Genomic DNA, 20631 nt, shown 5'->3' on the forward strand with positions numbered 1-20631 from the left:
TTTTAAGGAATGAGCGGGAAAATCTCTTTAGCATGTTTGTTCTTTACCAGTACGGCATTCATGTCGTACTTCATGGTAACAACACCATTGGCTTTGTCATATGTGAAATCGTCCATGCCACGGCCCAGCGGGATAAAGGCGGGGATTTGCGCTTTCAGGTGCTCCTGTTTTACATGGGGATTGTTGAGCTGCTCGGTTTGCGATACCGGGAATTTGATACCCAGATCGGTCATCCTCCTGCCTTCTGCAATAAAGATCTCCTGGCGCAGCCGATAGAGCATATACAACAGCTGATCTTCCGTGATGGCGGCATCGAGGTCGCCATCCGTTACCATCGTGCCGGATACCGTATATACTTTAACGTTGCCTGCCTGCCGGTCCAATACGTAATTGCTGCGCGGGGTGTCGTTAGCATCGAACTTTACCTGTACGGCTTTCAACGGGTAGTCGGTGCGATTGCCACCATTGCGGGTCTCCTTTTTATCATCTGCCATCACGGCCGGTCGGTTGGCCACCACCTGCAGTAACTGCTTCAGTGAGCTGCGGCCTTCGGTGAGGTTGCCGGCGGCGATCTGTGTTTCTGCAAGTATCAGCCAGCTTTCCTCTGCTTTAACGATGGTTACCGGCTTCTGATCATTGGCTGCCAGACCGGTGTGGAAATACTTCGGGTCCAGGAAGTCCAGCCGCGGCAACGGTGCAAACTCATTGTTGGTAGAGGAGAAGAGGTAGGTCTGCATGTCGTTGGTCACATTGTTCACGCCGTCATATTTTACCTGGCGCAACAACGTACCATTGTTATTGATAGCGGCGGCAGCGAATTTGGCGGCATTGGCTGCGTCACCGAGCGCGTAGTAAGCCCTTGCTTTGAGCAACGTATAGGCGGCTGTTTCTGTGGCGTTTTTACTTAAGGCGATCGCCTGGTCCAGCTGACGGACTGCCTTCTGCAGATGTTCCGCTGGTGTAAGTACAGGCCCGCCGGCACTGCCCGGAAGCGCTACGAACAGCTCTCCGCTGAGCATATGCGCATAGGCGCTGCTGAAATATACTTCTGCCGAATCGGCGGCGGTGGCGGCAGGATCGGCCGGCAACACTTTGCCGAGGCCGTACTCAGACATCTCCCGCAAGCGCTGTATCTGTATCTGCAGATTGTTGACATCAAGATCATAATAGTCGATCTGGGGAATGTCGAACACCTTACTGCTCAGCGTGCGGTTGTTGTAATAGTTGTCGGACACCAGTTCTGTAGACACCACCACCTGGTTCATCGTCAGCGCCAGCTGCCTGCGCAGGCCGGTCACCCAGCTGGCAGCGGCATTGGGATTCTCCAGGAACACCGGTTCTGTAACATTCGGATTTAATACGGAACAGCTGTCCATAGCAAGCATACCTGCAAAGAGGGCAGCGGTGATATATCTTTTTTTCATGATTGACAGGTTTAGAAGTTTAAACGTAAAGTGCCTATGAACTGCCGCGGCGCTGAATAAGTGGCGTAGGAGATACCGCCGGTGGTGGCGCCTCCCTGGCCCTGCGCGCTGCCGCTGATGGTAGATTCCGGATCGAAGGAAGAAGCGGCGAAATTCAGCGGATTAACGGCAGAGAAACCTACTGTGGCGGATTTGATCACTTTGTTGAACATTGCCGGTTTCCAGCTGTAACTGCAACCGATCAGCCTGATCTTCAGATAGTCGGTTTTTTCGGTGAACATATTCGTGAAGTTCAGCCAGTTGCTCCGCTTGTTTTTATCGATTTCAGCCTGTGGAATACCCTCGGTACCGGCGCCATAGTTAAACCGGAACTGCCGGTCAAACGAGTTGGCATAAGCCCCCTTTTGATAATCGCCGTTGACGAAGAAATTAAACTGTTTGTAACGCAGGTTCAGGCCCAGGCTACCGAAGAGATTCGGAATAGTGGTGCCGAGGTTCTGCTGTGCGGTAGTGGTCTGTAACACGCCATCAGGGCCAAATACACCGTAGTTGCCGCGCAGGAAGCCGATAGGGTATCCTTCCTGTACCACGGTCTGAATGGTACGAGCGCTGAAACCGTTGATGTTAAAAGGCGCCACACCGCCGGCGCTTTCCACATTATTGTACATGGTGTTGACAGAGGCGTTCAGGCGGAGGGTAAAGTCTTTGGTGTCTACCGGGATAGCGGTGATGCTCAGCTCCCAGCCACGGTTCAGGATCTTACCAACATTGTACAGCTGTGACAGCGACTGTCCTGTGGATGGCGTCGGTGGCACATAGAACAGGGCGTCTTTGGTAACAGCATTGTAATAACCCGCGGATATCAACAGGCGGTCTTTCAGGAGGCCCAGGTCGATGCCGGCCTCCAGCGTCTGTGTTTTTTCCGGCTTCAGGTTATCATTGCCCGGCTGGCCGAAGAACGCCGCCTGATCGCTGTTATAGCCCTGGAAGGCGATGGTTCTTTCATTGGCGAACGCTGTTGGCAGGTTCCCCGCAATGCCAAAACCGCCGCGTACTTTGGCGGAAGACAACACCTGTCCGATGCCGGCGAACCATGGCTCTGCGCTGGGGATATAAGAGAACCCGACTTTAGGGTAATATTGAATACCGATGTTACGGCCAAAGGCAGGGTTACCGTCGCCACGGATACCCAGGTCGAGGAACAGTTTATTTTTAAAACCGATGTTTTCCTGCAGGTAGATACCATAATTCACTACTTCCAGGTAGAACTCATCGCTGGTTTTGGAGGCGGCGTCTTTGATATTCCTGGCGCCGTCGCGGATGTTGCTGCCGTTGTAGGCGATCTGCTGATCTTCATTGCGGAAGAACTGCGTGCCGGCGGTGGTAACGAAGGAGAACTGGCCTGTTTTCCATTCGTGCTGCCCGTTCAGCTCCAGCGTGATACCGAGATATTTGCGATCATTGTTGGTGATGCTGCCCTGGTCCTTTACCGGGTTGCCGGTGGTGAAAGACAGGTATTTGTTGGTGGTGATCACCTGGTTTTTCTGTACCCGGTAATCGATGCCGCCGGTAGCTTTAAACACAAGGTTCTTCAGCGGACGGTATTTAAACGACTGGGAAGTCTGAAAACGGTTGACCGTGATATCGTTGTCCTGCAAACGTTCTGCTTCGCGGACATAGTTTTTCATTTTCTGAAATTCCGCCTCGGAGAGGTCGTCAATGTTGGGGTTGAATTTTGGTCCGGTGATGGCAGAAGCGCCGCTCTCCGTAAACCACAGGCCCGTATAGCCGCCCTGGTTACCATTACGGGTGCGTTTGTATTTATTGTTGACATAGGTAAAGGAACTTTCGTACGTCACTTTTTCTCCGAGGCCTGCACGGAAACCGGTACTGAAGTCGATCTTACGGTTGCTGTTCTGATTGAATATTTCCGTGCCCTGTGTGTTGAGATAATTACCGGAAAAGCTGTAGCCGAATTTATCCTGGCCGCCGTTGAGACCGATATGATGTTTCTGGTAGAGGCCATTTTGCATCAACAGGTCTTGGGTCCGTTTGAAGTGAAGGAAGTCGGCGGTGGGTGTTTCAATACCCATCTGTGTTTCCGCGTTGACCGCCACGTTGCCGGCGCCTCCCTTTTTGGTGAAGATCTGGATAACGCCGTTGGCGGCATCGGAGCCATAGAGGGTAGTGGCAGCGCCGCCGTTGATGTATTCTATCTTCTCGATATTCTCCATCGGAATGTCGGAGATGGCGCTGATGGCAGCGCCCTGTGCGCTGCCGCCGCCCAGTGCAGACACCGTGTTGAGATTGTCCATACGAACACCGTCTACATAGATGATCGGTGTGGAGTTCACAAAGGCGGAGTTAACGCCTCTCGCGCGTATGATGGAGGTCGCGCCGGCCTGGCCGCCGGTAAGCTTGATCTGTGCGTTGGGCAGCCGGGACTGTAACAACTGATCGATCCTGGTGGCAGGGGCATCTTCGATATCACGGGCGCCGATGCTCACCACGTTGGAAGACAGGCGGCGGCGGGCGATGTCCACGCCCTGGCCGGTTACCACTACTTCATCGAGCCCCAGGCGGTCTTCTTCCAGCTGAATATGCAGGCCTGTACAGTTATCTCTCTTCAGTATTATTTCTTTCTTCTTAAAACCCATGAAATAGACGGCCAGCGTAATTTCTTCTTTGCCAGCCGGAAAGCCCAGGGAGAAACGGCCTTCCACGTCTGTCTGAGCGCCGGAGGAACTTCCTTTGATACTGATGCTGACACCGGGTAAAGGCTCATGGGTTTTAGCGTCTGTAATACGGCCGCTGATCTTTACCACCTGTTGCTGGCCGTTGGGTTGTATCAGCAGGTATTTGTCATTCACCTGTACTACGTTGACCGGAAAAGAGCTCAACAGCTCTCTCAGGACTACGGCCACAGTTTTACCACTGGCAGCGTAGCTGACCTTACTTTCAGCAGGGATGGCGCTGATGTCGTATCCGATGGTCAGCGATGATTGTTTTTCGATCATCTGCAGTACATTTTTCATCGGGAGTTCTTTCGCCCGGATGTCCACCCTGATCTTTTCCATGGACTGGCCTTCCATGTGCGCGGCAGAGGCCATAGAGGTGGAAAGGAATGCGAAAAAGAGTGCTAGTCTCATTTTTAAGGAAAAAAGAGTTTTGACCGGCTTGACGCAACCGGCGTAAAAATTTCTCATTTTTGTAGTGTTTTTAATGTGATTCGTTAAAAATGCTGTGCCTTCCAACAGGCGCAGGAACTAAACCGGGGGTGTTGGTAGCACTTCCGGTTTTTTGTTGGTCTAATGACTAGTGTGCATAGGTTTTACTGTAAATGATGATTTGTTTATTTTCTTGTTTATAGGTGATACCGGTAAGACCGGCTAATACATCGAGGATATTGTGAATGTTTTCCCTGCGGAAGCGGATATTATAATGGGCGGTGTCGGCAGGGGTGGTATACAGCTGTATACGGACAGGATACTGCCGCTGCAGTTCCGTTGCCATGCCCGCCAGCGTATAGCCGTTGAAGTCCAGTATAGCCTGCTGCCACTGGCCTATCAGGGCGGTATCTTCGTGCCCTTTGATGACAAGGCCGCTCCCGTTGTCATATTGCAGGGTCTCGTTATTTTCCAGGATATAATTTTTGCCGGCTGCAGCTACCTGTACTTTTCCGCTGGCAACTGCCACCCTGGCGTTCTCTCCGCCGGGATAGCTGCGGACGTTAAAAGCGGTGCCCAGCACGGTGGTGGTCAGCGGACCATGCTTCACCCTGAAGGGGCGCGCCGGGTCGGGATGTATCACAAAAAAAGCTTCTCCGTCCAGTGTGACCGTTCTTTCGTGCTGTCCGAAGTGGGCTGCCACGCGCAGGGTACTGCCTGCATTGAGGGTCACGATACTGCTGTCCGGCAGGAGGAGCTGCCTGGTTGTCCCCACGCCTGTTTGCACAATAAGGGGGGGGGCCGGCTGGTAGCGTGTGTAGAGCCATCCGCCCAGGCTGACGAAGAGTGCTGTCATTGCGGCATATCGCAGCCACGCCCGCTGATAAAGTGGTTTTGCGGGTAGTGTTTGCCGGATGACATGCTGCAGTATTGACTGCTGCAATATCGCCCGCTCTTCGGGAGATAAGGCAGATGAAGCAGGGGCATGAAGGGTACTGTACCAGTACTCCACCTGCTCCTGTTCTTTAGGAGAGGCATTGCCCTGGAGGTATCTTGTCAGCAGCGCTTTGGCGCCGCCCTGATGTTGTTGCGGATGGTCCATACAGAGAGAATCTCTCCGGCGGACGGTAAGTACCGCTATGTTGTGTTACGGAATTATTAAGTTGTTATAAGAGGGAATTGCCAGCAATAAAAGTAAGGTACTGAGATAATGTTCATTGCCATGCAGCCGTGTGCGAAGGATACGTAGCGCCAGCGTAATGTTGTTCTTCACCGTTTGCTCGGAAAGCGACATTTGCAGTGCGATGTCTTTGAGGCTCAGATTGCCTTCGCGGCTCAACAGGTAAGGTGTTTTAAGGCGCTCTGGCAGCTGATCCACCTCCTGCCGGATATGATGTTCCAGCTCTTTCATGTACAGCTGCGTTTCCGCGTTGTTTTCCATCTGCCTGTCGGCCGCGGCTTCCAGTAGTATATCGTTGTAAATAGTAACCCCCGGTCTGGAAAAATAATCGATGATGGCATAACGGGCAGCCTGGTAGAGATAGGCCGTAAGCCGCCCGTTGACGCCGGCATGCAGGTGCCCGCGGTTGTTCCAGCAGCTGATAAAAATATCCTGCACAATATCCTGGGCGTCCGCCCCTTGTCTGATCCGCGATTTCGTATAGGTATAAACTTCTTCCCAGTAGCGGTTGACAAAGGCGGTGAAAGCTGTGTGATTCCCCTGCTGAATCAATAATAACAACCGATGGTCCGTTAGCTTTTCCATATCCGGGAGCAAACTTAGACAGCAGATGTGAACTGAATATTAAGAATGACTTTTAGTATTTACTAAAAGCCATTCAATGATGTTTTTTGATAATGTTTATTTTACTTTCTCCGGGAAGTCTGCACTGAGAAATCCTTTTTCTTTCAGCTTCATCTTATCGATTTTTTCCATGCCTTTCCGGAAGTCTTTCTGATAGGCCGTGTCGAACTGCATGGCTTTATACCACAGCAGTGCCTGCGTTTCGTAGAACGGGTACAGCGCACTTCTCTCTTCGATCGGAGAGATCGTCTTCATCGTGGTTTTAATATGCTGCAGCCCTTCTTTTACCTGTTGCAGGTCCTGCGCGGTTTCATAGCAACGGTACGCCAGGCTGTTATGTGCATTGCGTAAGGCCGCACGGATAGGAGTATACTCTTCGAGATAGTCCCAGAGAGAAAGTTTCCCCAGTTCGGTGATCATTTTCCGGCATACTTCCAGCGAGGCGTCCCGCTGGCCGGCTTCATAAAGCGCAAAACGCTGGTGGTCCCATACCTGTGCCCACAGCCACATTTCCGTGCATTGGGCGTCCTGCAGTTGTTTCTCTGCCTGTGCCAGCAGCTCCAGCGCCAGCGGGTAGTTATTGCTGTCGATAAGCAAACCTGCTTCCCGCATATTGTGGCTGAAATCATCCCGGCTGAATTCATAAACATCGCTTACAGACGGCAGCTGGAAGTCATCGTAGGAAAAGGTGAGCCAGTGTTCTTTGCCGATCTTACGGGTCCTGGCGATATCCTGCGCCTGACGCCAGTATTCGGTCGCCCGTTTGCTGTCGCCTTCGAGATAGTAACTCCATCCGGTATAATACAATGCCTGGTGTTGGTTGTGGTCGCGTACCTCCGACGATCTTTCTACTGCCAGCAGCTGTGTGCGGGCATCGGCATATTGGTGTTGATGGATCAGGCCAAGTCCCAGGTTGACCAGCATCATGTCTTCATACAAACGTGCCTTTTGTTTTTGAAGCAGGAGGGTGAATACCTCGGTGTAATGCTCATAGGGAACGAATTTGAGATAGGTGGTGTTGTTGATGATTACCTGCATGCAACGCTGCACGGTGCGCAGCGCCAGCGGCACAAAGCGGATGGTTTCTGCACCGCGTTCCAGCGCCAGGCTGCATACTTTCTCCGTACGCATGGCCAGCGGTACATATTCCAGGGCAGCGCCATAGTGCTGGGAGCAGGCGTTTTCGCACATGGCCGGGGTGACAAATTGCTTCGGCACAAACTGAAAATCGTAGGAATTGCGTTTAACGGCGATATCACAGATTTTCTGAGTGAGGTACTGTGGCGGCACGCCGTAGATCCGTTCGCTGGAATTCGGCTCGTGGGCTGTGAGGGCGCTGATGATGAAGTCTTCATCCCAGAAACAGGCCCATACTTTACTGAAGGTATCGTAATCAAATTCCCGGGCAGCTTCAAAGACAACGTTCATACGGGTATCCCAGCCATATTGTTTTACTTTCTCCTCAAAGTCCGGCTGATCGCCGAGATGTTTTTTAATGTACTGGTAGCTTTGCTGGTTGACAGCTCGCGGGGGGATATGCCTAAAGATGTCCATCCCATGATGCAGTATCAGTTTGCCGAGCCGTGCGATGTCGTACCGGGAGCCATAACGCCAGCGCTGACGGTCAAACTGCTCCACGATGAAAGGCCATTCCGGCTGCTGACTGTACCTGGCAATGGCATAATCGTATACTGCTTTATCCACATATTGCGCGGGGATACGTTCTATAACGTGTATGCCCAGGTCGATAGCCTGTTGTATATATTCGCTGGTATAGTATTTCGACGGTAGCACCTTGCCGGATGAACTCCCCAGCACGCCGCCGGCGATCAGGGCGATGTTCATACGTTCATCCCGGAAGGCTGCGGGTACGTGCGTAAAGTTGTACTGGTTGTTGCAGACGGCCAGGAAACAAAGATCATATGTTTTTCTTTCTTCCGATACATAGCTGAGATCGAGGACTGTCGGATTTGCCTGGAAAACAGCATCGGTGAGCAAGGCCGGAGGGATGTATTGATAATGGCAGGCTTCCTCCCGGCTTACGGCTAGCAGCGCTATCTCCGGCGTGATCAGCTCCGGGGAGAAGTGCTGGAGCAGATTGCCCTCCACATCGTAATCGCCCAGGTACTGGTGTTGCATAAGAGTCAGCAGCATGTTGCCGCTGCGGTACTGTTCAGGTATGGTGGTGAGCTTATGCCACATTTTATTGTACAGGTCCGGACCGTACTGTTGCACGGCGTCGGCGAAGAACTGGTCCCAGTAGGCCTGGTCTTTTACAGTAGCAGTGGGCTTTTGGCTGTCCCAGTTGACAGTAACGGGTGTTCCGTAAAAATAGGAGAGGTCGGTGTGTGTGGTATAAGGACGGACCTTCTTATTCTTTTCGGAAGCAGCCTTATAATACTTGTCGGCCTCTTGTTCATTTCCCTGCAGGTGGTATATTAATCCCAACAACCAGGTGTTGCTAAAAATGGTTTTGAGAGCAATCGATTTTTCAAGATAGCTTTTGGCTTCTTCCAGCCGTTGCTGGCGAATCAGTATTTCGCCGATGATCCGCAGGCAGAAATAGGGGGAAGCAGACTTCTGCACGGCCATCTCCGCCCATTGCATTGCTTTGTCATCAGCACCGGTTATCGCGGCGCAGAGTGCAGCTTCCTGCATACAGGCAATCTCATATTCCACTTTTTCAGGGGTAAGCGGAATGCCTTTCGCAAAAAACGCCATCGCCTGGGTGTAGGCTTTCTGTCCATAGAGTACGTTGCCAGCCTGATAATAAGCCCAATAATACCCCGGCGATACAGCTGTCGCTTCTTTAAAGCACTGGTATGCTCCCGCAAAATCATCCTGCCTTTTCAGCTGTTCGCCTTCGCGGACCAGCTGGATCCCTTTAAGCGTCACACCGTCCAGCAGTATGGGGTGGTTTTCGCGCAGGGCTTCATACGTCGCTAAAGTGGAGACTGTAAACGCATCGTGCCAGTCCTCGCTGATGCGGCCGCAGAATTCCGGGCGGAAGGCATACATATACTCGTGCCAGGCCAGCAGGGCGTTGGAAGTGTTATAGGCCGACAGGTCGTCGGTGTTGTACATGGCCGTAATCAGCGTTTGCGGCTCAAAATCAAAACAACGGAGGTTATAAAACCAGGAGAAGAAATAAGGCGCGTTTATTTTCCGGTGCGGCATGGTATGGACCACCTCATCGTCCTGGCCCATGGCCAGGGCTATGTATCGCACGTTTTCCGTACCGACGGTTTTCTGGAAGGAATCCAGGTGGAGAAAATCAATGGTACTATCGCCTGTTACATAATAAGGCGTGAAGGAAGACACCTGGCCGCGGATGGTCATATTGCCCTTTACCACCATCAGGCCCAGGCGGCTGTTGGGCAGTCTCAGGTCGCCGTCTATGTAGAGGTCCCCGTCACGGAAAAGGATAGGGGAACAGTCTTCGAAATAGTCTCGCTCTGTTTCATAATCCTCGGTGCTCCAGTTTGTATCGGCGGGGTCGTGATCGTCGGAGTCCCAATAGTCGAATAGTGCGGTGGTGCCCAGTCTGTCCAGTACCTCCTGATAGGAGAGCTGTTCCAGCTGGTGTTGTGCGATGAAGGCACGGGCTTCCGAGCCATCGTCTCCGTCCGCTTCTTCCGCCGCTGTTTCTTCCTCTCCGGCTACTGTTGCTGTGACCACTTCTTCCGCCGCAGGCAGCTGGAAAGCGTCTTTCTTCGCCAGCAGCGTCGCAAATTCAGCGGTCATGATATCGTCATTCACCTCGGTGAAGGATGGCTGAATATATACACTGTGTACTTCTCCCAGCGGATCGAGAAAATAGAACCATTTTTCTTCGTCGTTCATGATCATGCCCAGCATCCAGCAGTGAGACAGGAGTATTTTCTCCCGCTCCAGCCATTCGCTCGGGCAGCGGTAAATTTTCAGGAAGTACTGTAGCAGATTGTAAAGCGTTGTGGCGTTTTCGGCGTTATCATTGTAAGCGTATACGGAGCAGAGGAACTCTCCTTTTTCAAAGTAGAAGTACCCTTTGTTGCGCCAGAAAGCCATAAATGCCGGCGGAAAGAGCAGGCCGGACGTGGTTTCCATTTTCCGGATATGCGCTTCGGAAACGGGATGTATTTCCAGTACCTGTTCCGGCCAGTGGGCCTCCAGATAGGCGGCCATGGCGAGAATATCGTCATATAAGGGAGCTGGCAGGTGTAAGTCGCCGGCGTCTTCGGCGGGCCGGGAGGCTTCCTCTACAGGCTGATACCCTTTTTTTGTTTTTTCCGCCATGAGTTTATCGGCGGCCGTGCGGCATTCATCCTCCGTGGCGAAGGTCTTAGCCTGTGTCTGTCCCTGCGTGCCGGCCTTGCCAAAAGTGACGATGATGGTCGTTCCGTCGGCCGTAATGTCCCAGAATTTGTGTGACTTGTCGTCCTGATAGATAAATTTCTTTTTCATGTGGTATTTTCATTTCTCCGTTGCGGCAGTTTCCGGACCGCAACTTTTGGATGGGGCTGGGGCACTGAAACATAGGTGACGGGTTTACAACGGGGCTAAGATAGCACAAAGGGATAGAAAAAAGATCCCTGAAAAGGAGGATCTTTAAGGCACTAAAACACCGTATAATGAACCATTTTTATACCCTTGTTAGCAGCAGCTGGTTATGGACGCGGGTGATTATCTTTAAATACTCCATCAGCGATAAAAACTGGTACCTACATAAGATGGTGGCGAGCGCTTTCATACCTCAGCATTGGATAGCGCGGTTACGGAAGTGCGTATAGTAAAGGATTTTGGCAAGGTGTCTTTTGTGAAATATTATATTTATAAAAATAGACATATTATTCTTTTGCCCTGAATATGTACAGTCGCGTGTTGGCTTCAGAGGCTCCCTCCGGCTTCTGTGTTCCAAAAAGATAGATCATTTTTTCCGGTGTTATTAAAATGGAATGGACATTTTTTCGGGTAATAGCATCGGTTTCAGATACTCTGTAATACCATTGGGCACGTCCTTCTGCGTTGTGTTTAAAGATAAAGCGTGATACCCTGTTGGAGTCAACCGATTGGGAGGTTCCTGTGGAATAATAATTGCCATCTATGTCCTGACAGAAATCAGTTGCCATCGTTCGTCCATTTGATCGTATGGAAAAGGTGGGATCATAGATAAATCCCTGCCACAACAGTCGTCCGGTATTAGCGTCCAATACTGCAAGTGAACTGATGCTTCTTCGTGGGGTAAAAGTTGCATAAGTTAATACCACCGGGTTTTTTTGAATATTCAGCCTGATATTTACACCTGCCATGGTTCCGGATTTCGGTCCAAATTCGTTCGACTCAATTTCATGATTCCATTTGTAATGGTTATCCGCACCATAATGAGTAACGTTCAGTATGGATCCAATATGTATATATCTTATACATGTCCATCCTTCAGGGTTGCCTATAGACTTTTTTGCTTCACCTCCCTGATAGAAGTCATCGTATACATTGTAGTTGATTTCTCCAACAGCCTGGTCGGGCCAGTCTAGTATCCAGGTCCAGATTGCTCCGCTAGACTCATTTTTGTGTTGCTTTGTCGTGTATAAAACCAGCTGTTGTCCACTGTTTTCATAAACGCCCTTCAGTGTATTAACAGCATTGTCTAATACAAATCTATTGACTTGCACACCGCTTGCATTGATTTTTGTGATAAGTATATCTCCTTCTGCAGCGTCTTTTCTGCCGCTGATGATCGCATAGCCATCGCGGGTCTTTAGCAGTTGGTAAGGTTGGTAATATGAGTGGTCGCGATAATCTTTGCTCCATTGTATATTACCTTCACCATCCACTTTAATCAGTCTTGCCCAGCAACTATCCGGAGAGTCTGTCGTGTGAACGCTTCCCAATATGGCAAAGCCGTAATTATCGTCATAGACAACCTCTCTGATATCGAAAAAGTCACCACTTATGAGCTCTTTCTCCCACGGATCCCGCAGTCCGGAGGTAGAGATTGATTTTTGCGAACTGTAGTAGGGGATATCATTAATGATGACGTATACCCGAAAGTAGATAGTACGAAAGGATTCAGGTAAATATAATGACACGTAGTCGGGCGCGTTGCCAGCATACTCCTTTTTTTTAAAATCGCTAATGGTTGGATTGCCGGTATAATTATAGCAAATTCCGTGTTCGCTTGCTTTTTTATCTGTCGGTACATTCGGATCCAGCACATAGCCATCCGGCATATTCCAGGATACATAAATCCGCAAGGCATAAAATTGGGTCATCGTCAGGCTGTCAATGCTAAGTCTTACATTTTCTGCTGAAGGCTGTCTAAATTTATCTTTTTTGCAGGAGAAAATGCTGGCTGCGGCCATCAGCGCAAAGGCAACAACAAGACCACAATAATTTTTCATATATATAGGGGATACCGTGATTAACAACCTAAATCTACCATATTTTTAGGACATTTTAATTCCGCCTATAACGTTTTAAAAAATGTTATGAACGGCGATGCCCGTCCGTGGCCAACTTTCCACTGTTTCGCCGGGGTTATATTAAAAGTTATCACGTAAAAAACGGTTACAAGCATACTTTTCAATAATTTTGCGCCCTCAAGGTTAAAAAAATGTTAACCTGGAAACCATTTTGCTTGTAAGAGATTGCCTGTGCCCAAATTGAGATCATCAGCACCCAATACTTGTAGCAAATCTGTTATTCGTCCTTTGTAGCCCGGCCCTCGCTGGGCTTAGCTGTGGCATTTCATCACCTCAGCCGTTCCTGTACCAGCGGGCCGGATTGTTGTTCCCTGAAGTATTGTCTGTACAATCTTAACAACTCCTATCTATGCACGCTAACTACAGGAAACTGTTATGGCTACTGCCATGCGTAGCCCTCGTTACATCTGCTGATGTAATGGCGCAATCGAAAAAGAAACATGGCTGGTTTTTCGGCAAGAAAACCCCTGCCGTTGTTGCCGACACGACTGCCAAAAAGAAAACCGACACCAAAGGGATGAAGCCTTACAAGGAGGTGATTACGGCGGATGCGGTAACGGTAGACGGCCTATTTAAGGTACACCGGGTGAAGACAGATTATTACTTCGAGATCCCCCTGAAGCTGGCCGGCCGCCAGATACTGGTCGTGAACAAACTGTCCAAAGTGCCGGAGCAGCTCAACGAAGCGGGTGTTAACAAAGGGATGAACTACGCCAATATGGTAATCACCTTTGAACGGGATACCTTGCTGAATAAAATTTTCCTGCGCAAACAAAATCCTTTCCTGGAAGTCCCCGCCAACAACGCCATTGCGCAGTCGGTAGCGGACAACTTTATCCCGTCGCTGATCGATCAGTTCAAGATAGAAGCCTATAACAAAGACACGTCCGCCTTTGTGGTGAACGTCTCCAAATTGTTTGACGGCTCCAACAGCAGTATCAACAACGTTTTCGAATCACTGGGCCTGCCGGGTTCTCCTATTAAAGACCTGTCCCGCATCCGTGGCATCAAATCCTTCCAGGACAACGTAGTGGCCAAATCCGAGCTGACCGCCAAAATCACCGGCGTGGAAGTATCCATCGAAACCACGACCAACCTGGTACTGCTCAGCGAACAGCCGATGAAGCCCCGCTTCGCCGACAGGAGAGTGGGTCTCTTTACCACGCCCCGCTGGTATTTCAGCGATGCGCAGCATAAACTGGAGCAAAGGGAGCTGATCACCCGCTGGAGACTGGAGCCTAAGCCGGAAGACCTGCAGCGGTATAAAAACGGTGAACTGGTAGAACCAAAGAAACCGATCGTGTATTACATCGACGCCAGCACGCCCGCCCAGTGGCGCCCTTATATCAAAGCCGGTATCGAAGACTGGCAGAAAGCTTTTGAAGCAGCCGGTTTTAAAAATGCTATTATCGCGAAAGATGCGCCGACAAACGACCCGGATTTTGACGGTGACGACGCCCGCTATTCTGTGGTGACCTACGCAGCTTCTGCTAAAGCCAACGCTATGGGGCCCTCAGTGATAGATCCCCGTTCCGGCGAAATTCTCGAAGCCGACATCATCTGGTGGCACAACGTGATGAGCACCCTTCATTCCTGGATACGTATCCAGACCGGCGCCATCGATCCGCGTGCCCGTGGCAACCACTTCAGCGATTCCCTGATGGGCCATGCCATCCGGTTTGTATCCAGCCATGAAGTAGGTCATACCCTGGGACTACAGCATAACATGGGCAGCTCTTACGCTTTCGATGTGGACTCCCTGCGCTCTCCCGGATTTACTGCCCGCATGGGTGGCACCGCACCGTCTATCATGGACTACGCCCGTTTTAACTACGTGGCGCAGCCAGGCGACAACGTAACCCAGATCACCCCCGCCATCGGCGTGTACGATAAGTTCGCGATCGGCTGGGCTTACCGCTATACCGGCCAGAACCCACACGATGAACTGCCGGAGCTGAACAAACAGTTACGCGCACACGAAAATGATCCGCTGTACGCTTTCGGCGAGCAGCAGGACATCCGTGACGCCATCGATCCGCGCGCGCAGATCGAAGACCTGGGCAACGACGCCGTGAAAGCCAGCCGCTACGGTCTGCAGAATCTGAAACGTATTGTGCCGCAGATCCTCAGCTGGACCCGCGAAGAAGGTCATACCTACGACGAAGCCGGTAAAATGCTCAATAGCGCCATCGGGCAGTGGAACCAGTATGGCTATCATGTGATGGCCTCCGTAGGAGGTATCTATGTAACGCCTACCGTATTCGGACAGCAACAGAACAGCTACGTACATGTGCCTAAAAAGAAACAGCAGGAAGCCGTGAAATACCTGCTGGAAGAGGTATTTAATACCCCTGCATGGCTGTTTAAAAATGAGATCTACGCTAAAAGTTATCCGATCAAAGAGAGCCCTATCGGAAATATAGAATATGGCGCACTCGTATATGCCAAAGGGTTACAGTCTTTCTTCTTCTATGACGTGCTGCGTGACGAGCGCCTGTCCCGCATGATGGAAAATGAAGCGGCCAACGGCTCCGCTGCCTATACCGTATCTGATCTGATGCGCGATCTGCACAACGGCCTCTTTGCCAAAACCATCAAAGGCCAGGCACTGGACATCTTTGAACGCAACAGCCAGAAAGGTTTCGTGGATGCGCTGATTGTGAGCATCGATAAATCCGTGGCCCGCCCGGATGCTAAAAAACTGCAGGAAGAATTTGCGCCGGCAGCGATGGACCACTTCTGCACCTTCGCCCTGCAGCCGCAGCAGCAGGAAGCAGAACGTGCTTCCCGCAACCTGCAGTATTTCTCTATTCATCGTGTATCTGACGCCGTTAGCGCCAAAAGAGGCGAGATGGTACGCCTGATACAATTGCTCAACAGCCGTAAAAATACCAGTGACCGCGCTACCGCCGACCATTACAATGACCTGGTCATCCGTATGCAACAAGCGCTGAACAACAAATAAAAATCAATCATCAACCTGTACATCTGTCAACAATGAAAAAAAATCAGATTTTGGCAAAAGTCTTTTGCCTGCTGCTGGCAGCTTGTCTTTCTCCTTTCCTGGCGCAGGCGCAGACCGCACCGCGCATCGTGAAGGGTAAAGTCGTGGATGCCACTTCCGGTGAGGCTTTGCCGGGCGTGTCTGTATATGCCAGCAACAAAACCATCGGCGCCGCTACCGGTACGGAGAATGTGATCGAAAACATCAGCATCGGAGCAATTACCGATGAAAAAGGGGAGTTCTCCCTGAAACTGCCGGACTCCCTGTCTGTAAAGCAGCTGACCATCGGTTATATGGGATATGAAACAAAGTTGCTGAGCCTCACTGCCAGCAACCACTATAAAGTGGCTTTGTCTTCCTCCGGTAAAAACCTGAACGAGTTTGTGTTCACCGGCTACCAGACCATCAAAAAGAATAAATCTACCGGCGCTATCGATAAGATCAGCATGGATAAAGTAGAAGTGGCCGGTGTCATGAGCGTAGAGCAGATGCTGCAGGGGCAGCTCTCCGGCGTGGCTATTACACCGCAGTCCGGCGCGCCCGGCCAGGCGGCTAAAATCCGTATCCGTGGTACGTCTTCCCTACAGGGAACGCAGGACCCGCTGTGGGTCATCGACGGACTGCCTATTGAAGGCACCAACCTGCCTTCCGCCGAAGACGCCAAGTCCATCGATCAGCTGTATACCACCGCTATCGCCGGTTACAGCCCTTCCGATATCGAAAGCATTACGGTGCTGAAAGACGCGGCTGCTACGGCCATCTATGGCGCCCGCGCCGCCAACGGGGTGATCGTGATCACCACCAAATCCGGTAAGAAAAGCGAACGGATGTCCGTCAACTACCGTAACAACTTTACGTTTACGCAGAAGCCTGACCTGGGCCGCCTCAACCTGTTGAACAGCGACCAGAAAGTAAACCTTGAGCTGGACCTGTTCACCTCAGATTTTACCTATCTCGCCAATAACGGCAGTGTGTCCCGCATCCTCAATAAATACAATGTAACGCCGGCAGACCTTTCTTCTAAAGGATTTGATGGCATCAACCCGGCTGCGCGTAACGAGATTAATGCATTGAGAGGCATCAATACCAACTGGAATGACCTCATTTTCCGCAGCGCTTTCACACAGGAACACAGCGTAAGTGTGTCCGGTGGCGGTGATAAATCCACTTATTATTTCAGCGGCGGTTATTACGACGAAAAAGGCGCTACCATCGGTACAGGCGCCAACCGCTATAACATCACCCTGAAAACAGATTACGATATCACTGACAAACTGAAATTCTCTGCCGGTATCTTCGCCAATCAGCGTACGCAGACATCCTTTAATACCAACAGAGGTGGTAACACCAACCCGGTGCAATACTCCCGCCTGGCCAACCCGTACACGCCCGTGTACGACGATGGCGGAAACTATGTGTATGACCGGAACATCGGCGGTGATCGTAATGTGGTGGACTTCAACCTGCTGGAAGAACGCAAAAACACCAGCAACACCCTGAAGACACAGTCAGTCAACACCAACTTCAAACTGGATTATGAAGTGGTCCCCCGCTTGCACATCAGTTCTCAGCTGGGTATCCAGTCCGATATCACCACCGGAGAACAGATCGCATTGGGAAATACTTACTTCGTACGCCTGCTGGCTGATCAGAACATGCGGTTTGATCCGGCTACCGGTACGCAGAAAACCATCCTTCCTAAAGGCGGTGTGATTACCAATACCAACCGCAATATGCAGCAGTACACGCTCAAAACGATGGCGGAGTATAGCTTCAACCTGAATAAAAACCATGATTTTAACTTCATGGTGGGTAATGAGGTGAGAAGGGTAAAAGATAAATACCAGACCACTACCGGTTATGGTTTTGATCCTAAAACACTGACCACTATTCCGATCAAATTCCAGAATGACAACGATGCGAAAGACCTGTATACCAACAGGAACACCTATGTGGAAAATGCATTTGTATCTTTCTTTGGTACGGGAAGCTATACACTGAATAACCGCTATACATTGGGTGGTAGCATCCGGTTTGACGGCTCCGACATGTTTGGCGTGGACCCCAAATACAAATACCTGCCGCTGTGGTCCGTGAGTGGTCTGTGGCGTGTGATGGAAGAACCTTTTATGCGTAACGTACGTTTCATCAATACACTGAACGTACGCGCATCCTATGGTCTGCAGGGTAACGTGGATAAAAACACATCTCCTTTCGTGATGGGTACTTACTACAACGTACCTATTCTGCCGGGTGACCCGATACAGGTGATCCGCGTGGAAACTCCTCCGAATGCCAAACTACGCTGGGAAAAGACGATCAACAAAAACATTGGTATTGATCTGAGCTTCCTGAGAAACAGGATCAGCATTACGGCTGATTACTACGACCGTCACGGTAAAGACCTGATCAACATCTATGCGCTGGCATTGGAAACCGGTTTCCAGAATATGGCGGTGAACTGGGCAGAGATGCGTAATCGCGGAGTGGAAGTAAGTGTGAGCACGCGTAACATCACCCGTAAGGATTTCCGCTGGACGACCGACTTTAACTTCTCCTATAACAAAAACACGGTGCTGCGCGAGACGCTGGCAGACAATTCCTATTTCCCTTCCAGGGAAGGACATCCTACCGGGACTATCTGGGGTATTGACTATGCCGGCCTCAATGAGCACGGTATGATCATGGTGAATCACGATGGTAAAACGATGTCATTGTCCGAGCTGTTGAAACTGGGCGATGACTTTGCCGGTGATCCGGACCTGGGAGGTCTGTTCCCTTACTCCGGCTTGTCTAACGATGAGCAGCGAGCGCTGTTCCGTAACATGGGTAATATTGATCCGCTGTATACCGGTGGCCTTAATAACAATTTTACCTACAAACGTTTTGATCTGTCTGTTGGCCTCCTGTTCAACCTGGGGCAGAAAGTACAGGTACAGCCGCCGTTCAATCCGTTCTACTTTGACCGAGGCGCTAACACGACCACCGCTATCCTCGACCGTTGGACGCCCTCCAACCCTAATGGACAGTATCCCGGGTTGTTTGGCGCCGGACCGCAGACGCCGGAAGATGTGCGGCTGCTGGGCAACTGGCTGAAAGATAAGTACTACCAGTACGCTAATCTGAGTATGTGGATCCGGGATGCGGGTTATGTACGCGTACGTAACATCACGCTGGGCTACCGCCTGCCAGAGGATGTGTGCAACCGCATCCGCCTGAAAGGCCTGAAGGTAACCGGTGAAGTGCGCAATCCGTTTGTATTTGGTGCTAACTACGACGGCTATATGGACCCGGAAACGATGGGTAACATCTACGCACAGCCTATTCCCAAAACATTCACCATCGGCCTGAATGCTACTTTCTAAAACTGTAACACATGCGTAAAGTAATATATACCACCGGGCTGATCGCAGCATTGACTGCTTTCTCCTCCTGCAAAAAATACCTGGATATCGTTCCGGTAGGAAAAGTGGTTCCTACTACCGTGGAAGATTTCCGTAAAGAAATGGATGGGGCCTATACTATCGTTACTTATGATAAAGGCCTCGCGTCTTACCGTAGCGATGAAATCAAAATGAATGAAAGCCGTTCCGGAGATGTGAACCTGCTGAGGCCCAATTATTTCTGGGAAGAAAACAACGGGGCCAACCAGTCTACCTATAACTGGCGGGCCAACTATCAGTTGATATTCTATGCCAACCACATTATTGATGCGGTGGGCGGTGCTACAGAAGGTACACAGGCTCAAAAGGACCAACTGGCGGGGGAAGCTTTCCTGCTGAGAGCTTACACACACTTTAACCTCGTGAATCTGTACGGCAAGCCATATAACGAAGCTACCGCTGCTGTCGACAAAGCGGTGCCGGTCATCATTAAGGTAGACTTGCAGAAAGCCACTCCGCGCAATACTGTCAAAGAAACCTATGACCAGGTGATCGCTGACCTGGAGGCTGGTCTGAAACTGGTGAATGTAGAACAGTTCGAGACCACTGCTTCCTACCGCTTCTCCAAAATGTCCGGCCTGGCGCTGGCGGCAAGAGTATATCTTTATACCCATCAGTGGGATAAATCGCTGGCAGCCGCTAAAGCCGTGCTGGAGAAGAAGTCGGCCCTGGTGGATTTTAACAAAAGCACCACGCTGCCTACCACGTATAATTCACCTGAGTCGCTGCAGGCGCTGGAGCAGAACTATACCAACAACGCTATCCTGACTGCTTTTGTATCCGATCAGTTATATGCTTTGTATAATACTGCTGGTGATCTCCGCCTGAAAATTTTCTACGGTAAAGACAGTAAACAGAATAATATCGTTCTGAAAACCGGTAATAACAATAGCTTCCGGCAGTCTTTCCGCGTGGCAGAGGTATACCTGACAGCAGCAGAAGCCGCCGCGCATCTCCATCAGCCAGCCCAGGCCCTTCACTATCTGAACGAGCTGAAAAAGAACCGGCTGACCCCTGATTTTTATCAGGCGGAAGTTGCCCGCATCAGCGCGCTCACAGGCAACGACCTGTTGAAAGAAATACAGGACGAACGTTTCCGTGAGCTGGCCTTCGAAGGGCACCGCTGGTTTGACCTGCGCAGGACCACCCAGCCACGGATTGAACATACCGTAAAAGGGAAGACAGTCACCCTGCAGGCCGGTGATCCGCGCTATACGATCAAAATACCGACCGATGCTGTCGCCAGCAATCCCTTGCTGGCAGAGTAAGGATATAAGATATACAGAAGCTTGAGAAGCCTCCGGTTTTTATACCGGGGGCTTTTATTT

9 protein-coding genes are annotated in these 20631 nt (G+C 50.7%); 3 read left to right on the top strand and 6 right to left on the bottom strand.

Annotated elements, in window-relative coordinates; all coding sequences use genetic code 11:
* Window positions 1-2: 2 nt before the first annotated feature.
* The 6 genes from B5D63_RS00095 to B5D63_RS00120 all read right to left on the bottom strand — a co-directional run bounded on the left by B5D63_RS00095 (window position 3) and on the right by B5D63_RS00120 (window position 12775).
* The gene (locus tag B5D63_RS00095; RefSeq protein WP_078666758.1) at window positions 3-1424 is read right to left on the bottom strand and encodes a hypothetical protein; all 1422 of its coding nucleotides are present in this window, start codon (window positions 1422-1424) and stop codon (window positions 3-5) included.
* Window positions 1425-1435: 11 nt separating this feature from the next.
* Window positions 1436-4573, bottom strand: coding sequence for a TonB-dependent receptor domain-containing protein (locus tag B5D63_RS00100; protein WP_200816883.1), 3138 nt, complete (start codon window positions 4571-4573; stop codon window positions 1436-1438).
* A 166-nt stretch (window positions 4574-4739) separates the two neighbouring features.
* Complete coding sequence (locus B5D63_RS00105) at window positions 4740-5693, bottom strand: FecR family protein (RefSeq protein WP_078666760.1); 954 nt, start codon at window positions 5691-5693, stop codon at window positions 4740-4742.
* A gap of 45 nt (window positions 5694-5738) precedes the next feature.
* Complete coding sequence (locus tag B5D63_RS00110) at window positions 5739-6356, bottom strand: sigma-70 family RNA polymerase sigma factor (RefSeq protein WP_143312705.1); 618 nt, start codon at window positions 6354-6356, stop codon at window positions 5739-5741.
* A gap of 96 nt (window positions 6357-6452) precedes the next feature.
* On the bottom strand, window positions 6453-10838 hold the full coding sequence (locus tag B5D63_RS00115; protein WP_078666762.1) for a WGR domain-containing protein: 4386 nt from the start codon (window positions 10836-10838) through the stop codon (window positions 6453-6455).
* A 383-nt stretch (window positions 10839-11221) separates the two neighbouring features.
* Window positions 11222-12775: a hypothetical protein gene (locus B5D63_RS00120; RefSeq protein ID WP_143312706.1), complete on the bottom strand. Its 1554-nt coding sequence runs from the start codon at window positions 12773-12775 to the stop codon at window positions 11222-11224.
* A gap of 430 nt (window positions 12776-13205) precedes the next feature.
* On the opposite strand from B5D63_RS00120, the gene B5D63_RS00125 reads away from it, so the two are divergent.
* Genes B5D63_RS00125 through B5D63_RS00135 form a run of 3 tightly spaced genes read left to right on the top strand, consistent with a single transcriptional unit; the run spans window position 13206 to window position 20571 of the window.
* Complete coding sequence (locus tag B5D63_RS00125) at window positions 13206-15821, top strand: zinc-dependent metalloprotease (protein ID WP_078666764.1); 2616 nt, start codon at window positions 13206-13208, stop codon at window positions 15819-15821.
* 50 nt (window positions 15822-15871) lie between these two features.
* The gene (locus tag B5D63_RS00130) at window positions 15872-19225 is read left to right on the top strand and encodes a SusC/RagA family TonB-linked outer membrane protein (protein WP_159455836.1); all 3354 of its coding nucleotides are present in this window, start codon (window positions 15872-15874) and stop codon (window positions 19223-19225) included.
* Window positions 19226-19236: 11 nt separating this feature from the next.
* On the top strand, window positions 19237-20571 hold the full coding sequence (locus tag B5D63_RS00135; RefSeq protein ID WP_078666766.1) for a RagB/SusD family nutrient uptake outer membrane protein: 1335 nt from the start codon (window positions 19237-19239) through the stop codon (window positions 20569-20571).
* Window positions 20572-20631 lie beyond the last annotated feature (60 nt).

The organism is Chitinophaga eiseniae, assembly GCF_900167135.1.
In the GTDB taxonomy this organism is placed as follows: domain Bacteria; phylum Bacteroidota; class Bacteroidia; order Chitinophagales; family Chitinophagaceae; genus Chitinophaga; species Chitinophaga eiseniae.

What these genes read in the sequence shown, in the direction of transcription:
- B5D63_RS00095 (WP_078666758.1), bottom strand. Translation starts at nt 1,424, where the DNA reads ATGAAAAAAAGATATATCACCGCTGCCCTCTTTGCAGGTATGCTTGCT.
- B5D63_RS00100 (WP_200816883.1), bottom strand. Translation starts at nt 4,573, where the DNA reads ATGAGACTAGCACTCTTTTTCGCATTCCTTTCCACCTCTATGGCCTCT.
- B5D63_RS00105 (WP_078666760.1), bottom strand. Translation starts at nt 5,693, where the DNA reads ATGGACCATCCGCAACAACATCAGGGCGGCGCCAAAGCGCTGCTGACA.
- B5D63_RS00110 (WP_143312705.1), bottom strand. Translation starts at nt 6,356, where the DNA reads ATGGAAAAGCTAACGGACCATCGGTTGTTATTATTGATTCAGCAGGGG.
- B5D63_RS00115 (WP_078666762.1), bottom strand. Translation starts at nt 10,838, where the DNA reads ATGAAAAAGAAATTTATCTATCAGGACGACAAGTCACACAAATTCTGG.
- B5D63_RS00120 (WP_143312706.1), bottom strand. Translation starts at nt 12,775, where the DNA reads ATGAAAAATTATTGTGGTCTTGTTGTTGCCTTTGCGCTGATGGCCGCA.
- B5D63_RS00125 (WP_078666764.1), top strand. Translation starts at nt 13,206, where the DNA reads ATGCACGCTAACTACAGGAAACTGTTATGGCTACTGCCATGCGTAGCC.
- B5D63_RS00135 (WP_078666766.1), top strand. Translation starts at nt 19,237, where the DNA reads ATGCGTAAAGTAATATATACCACCGGGCTGATCGCAGCATTGACTGCT.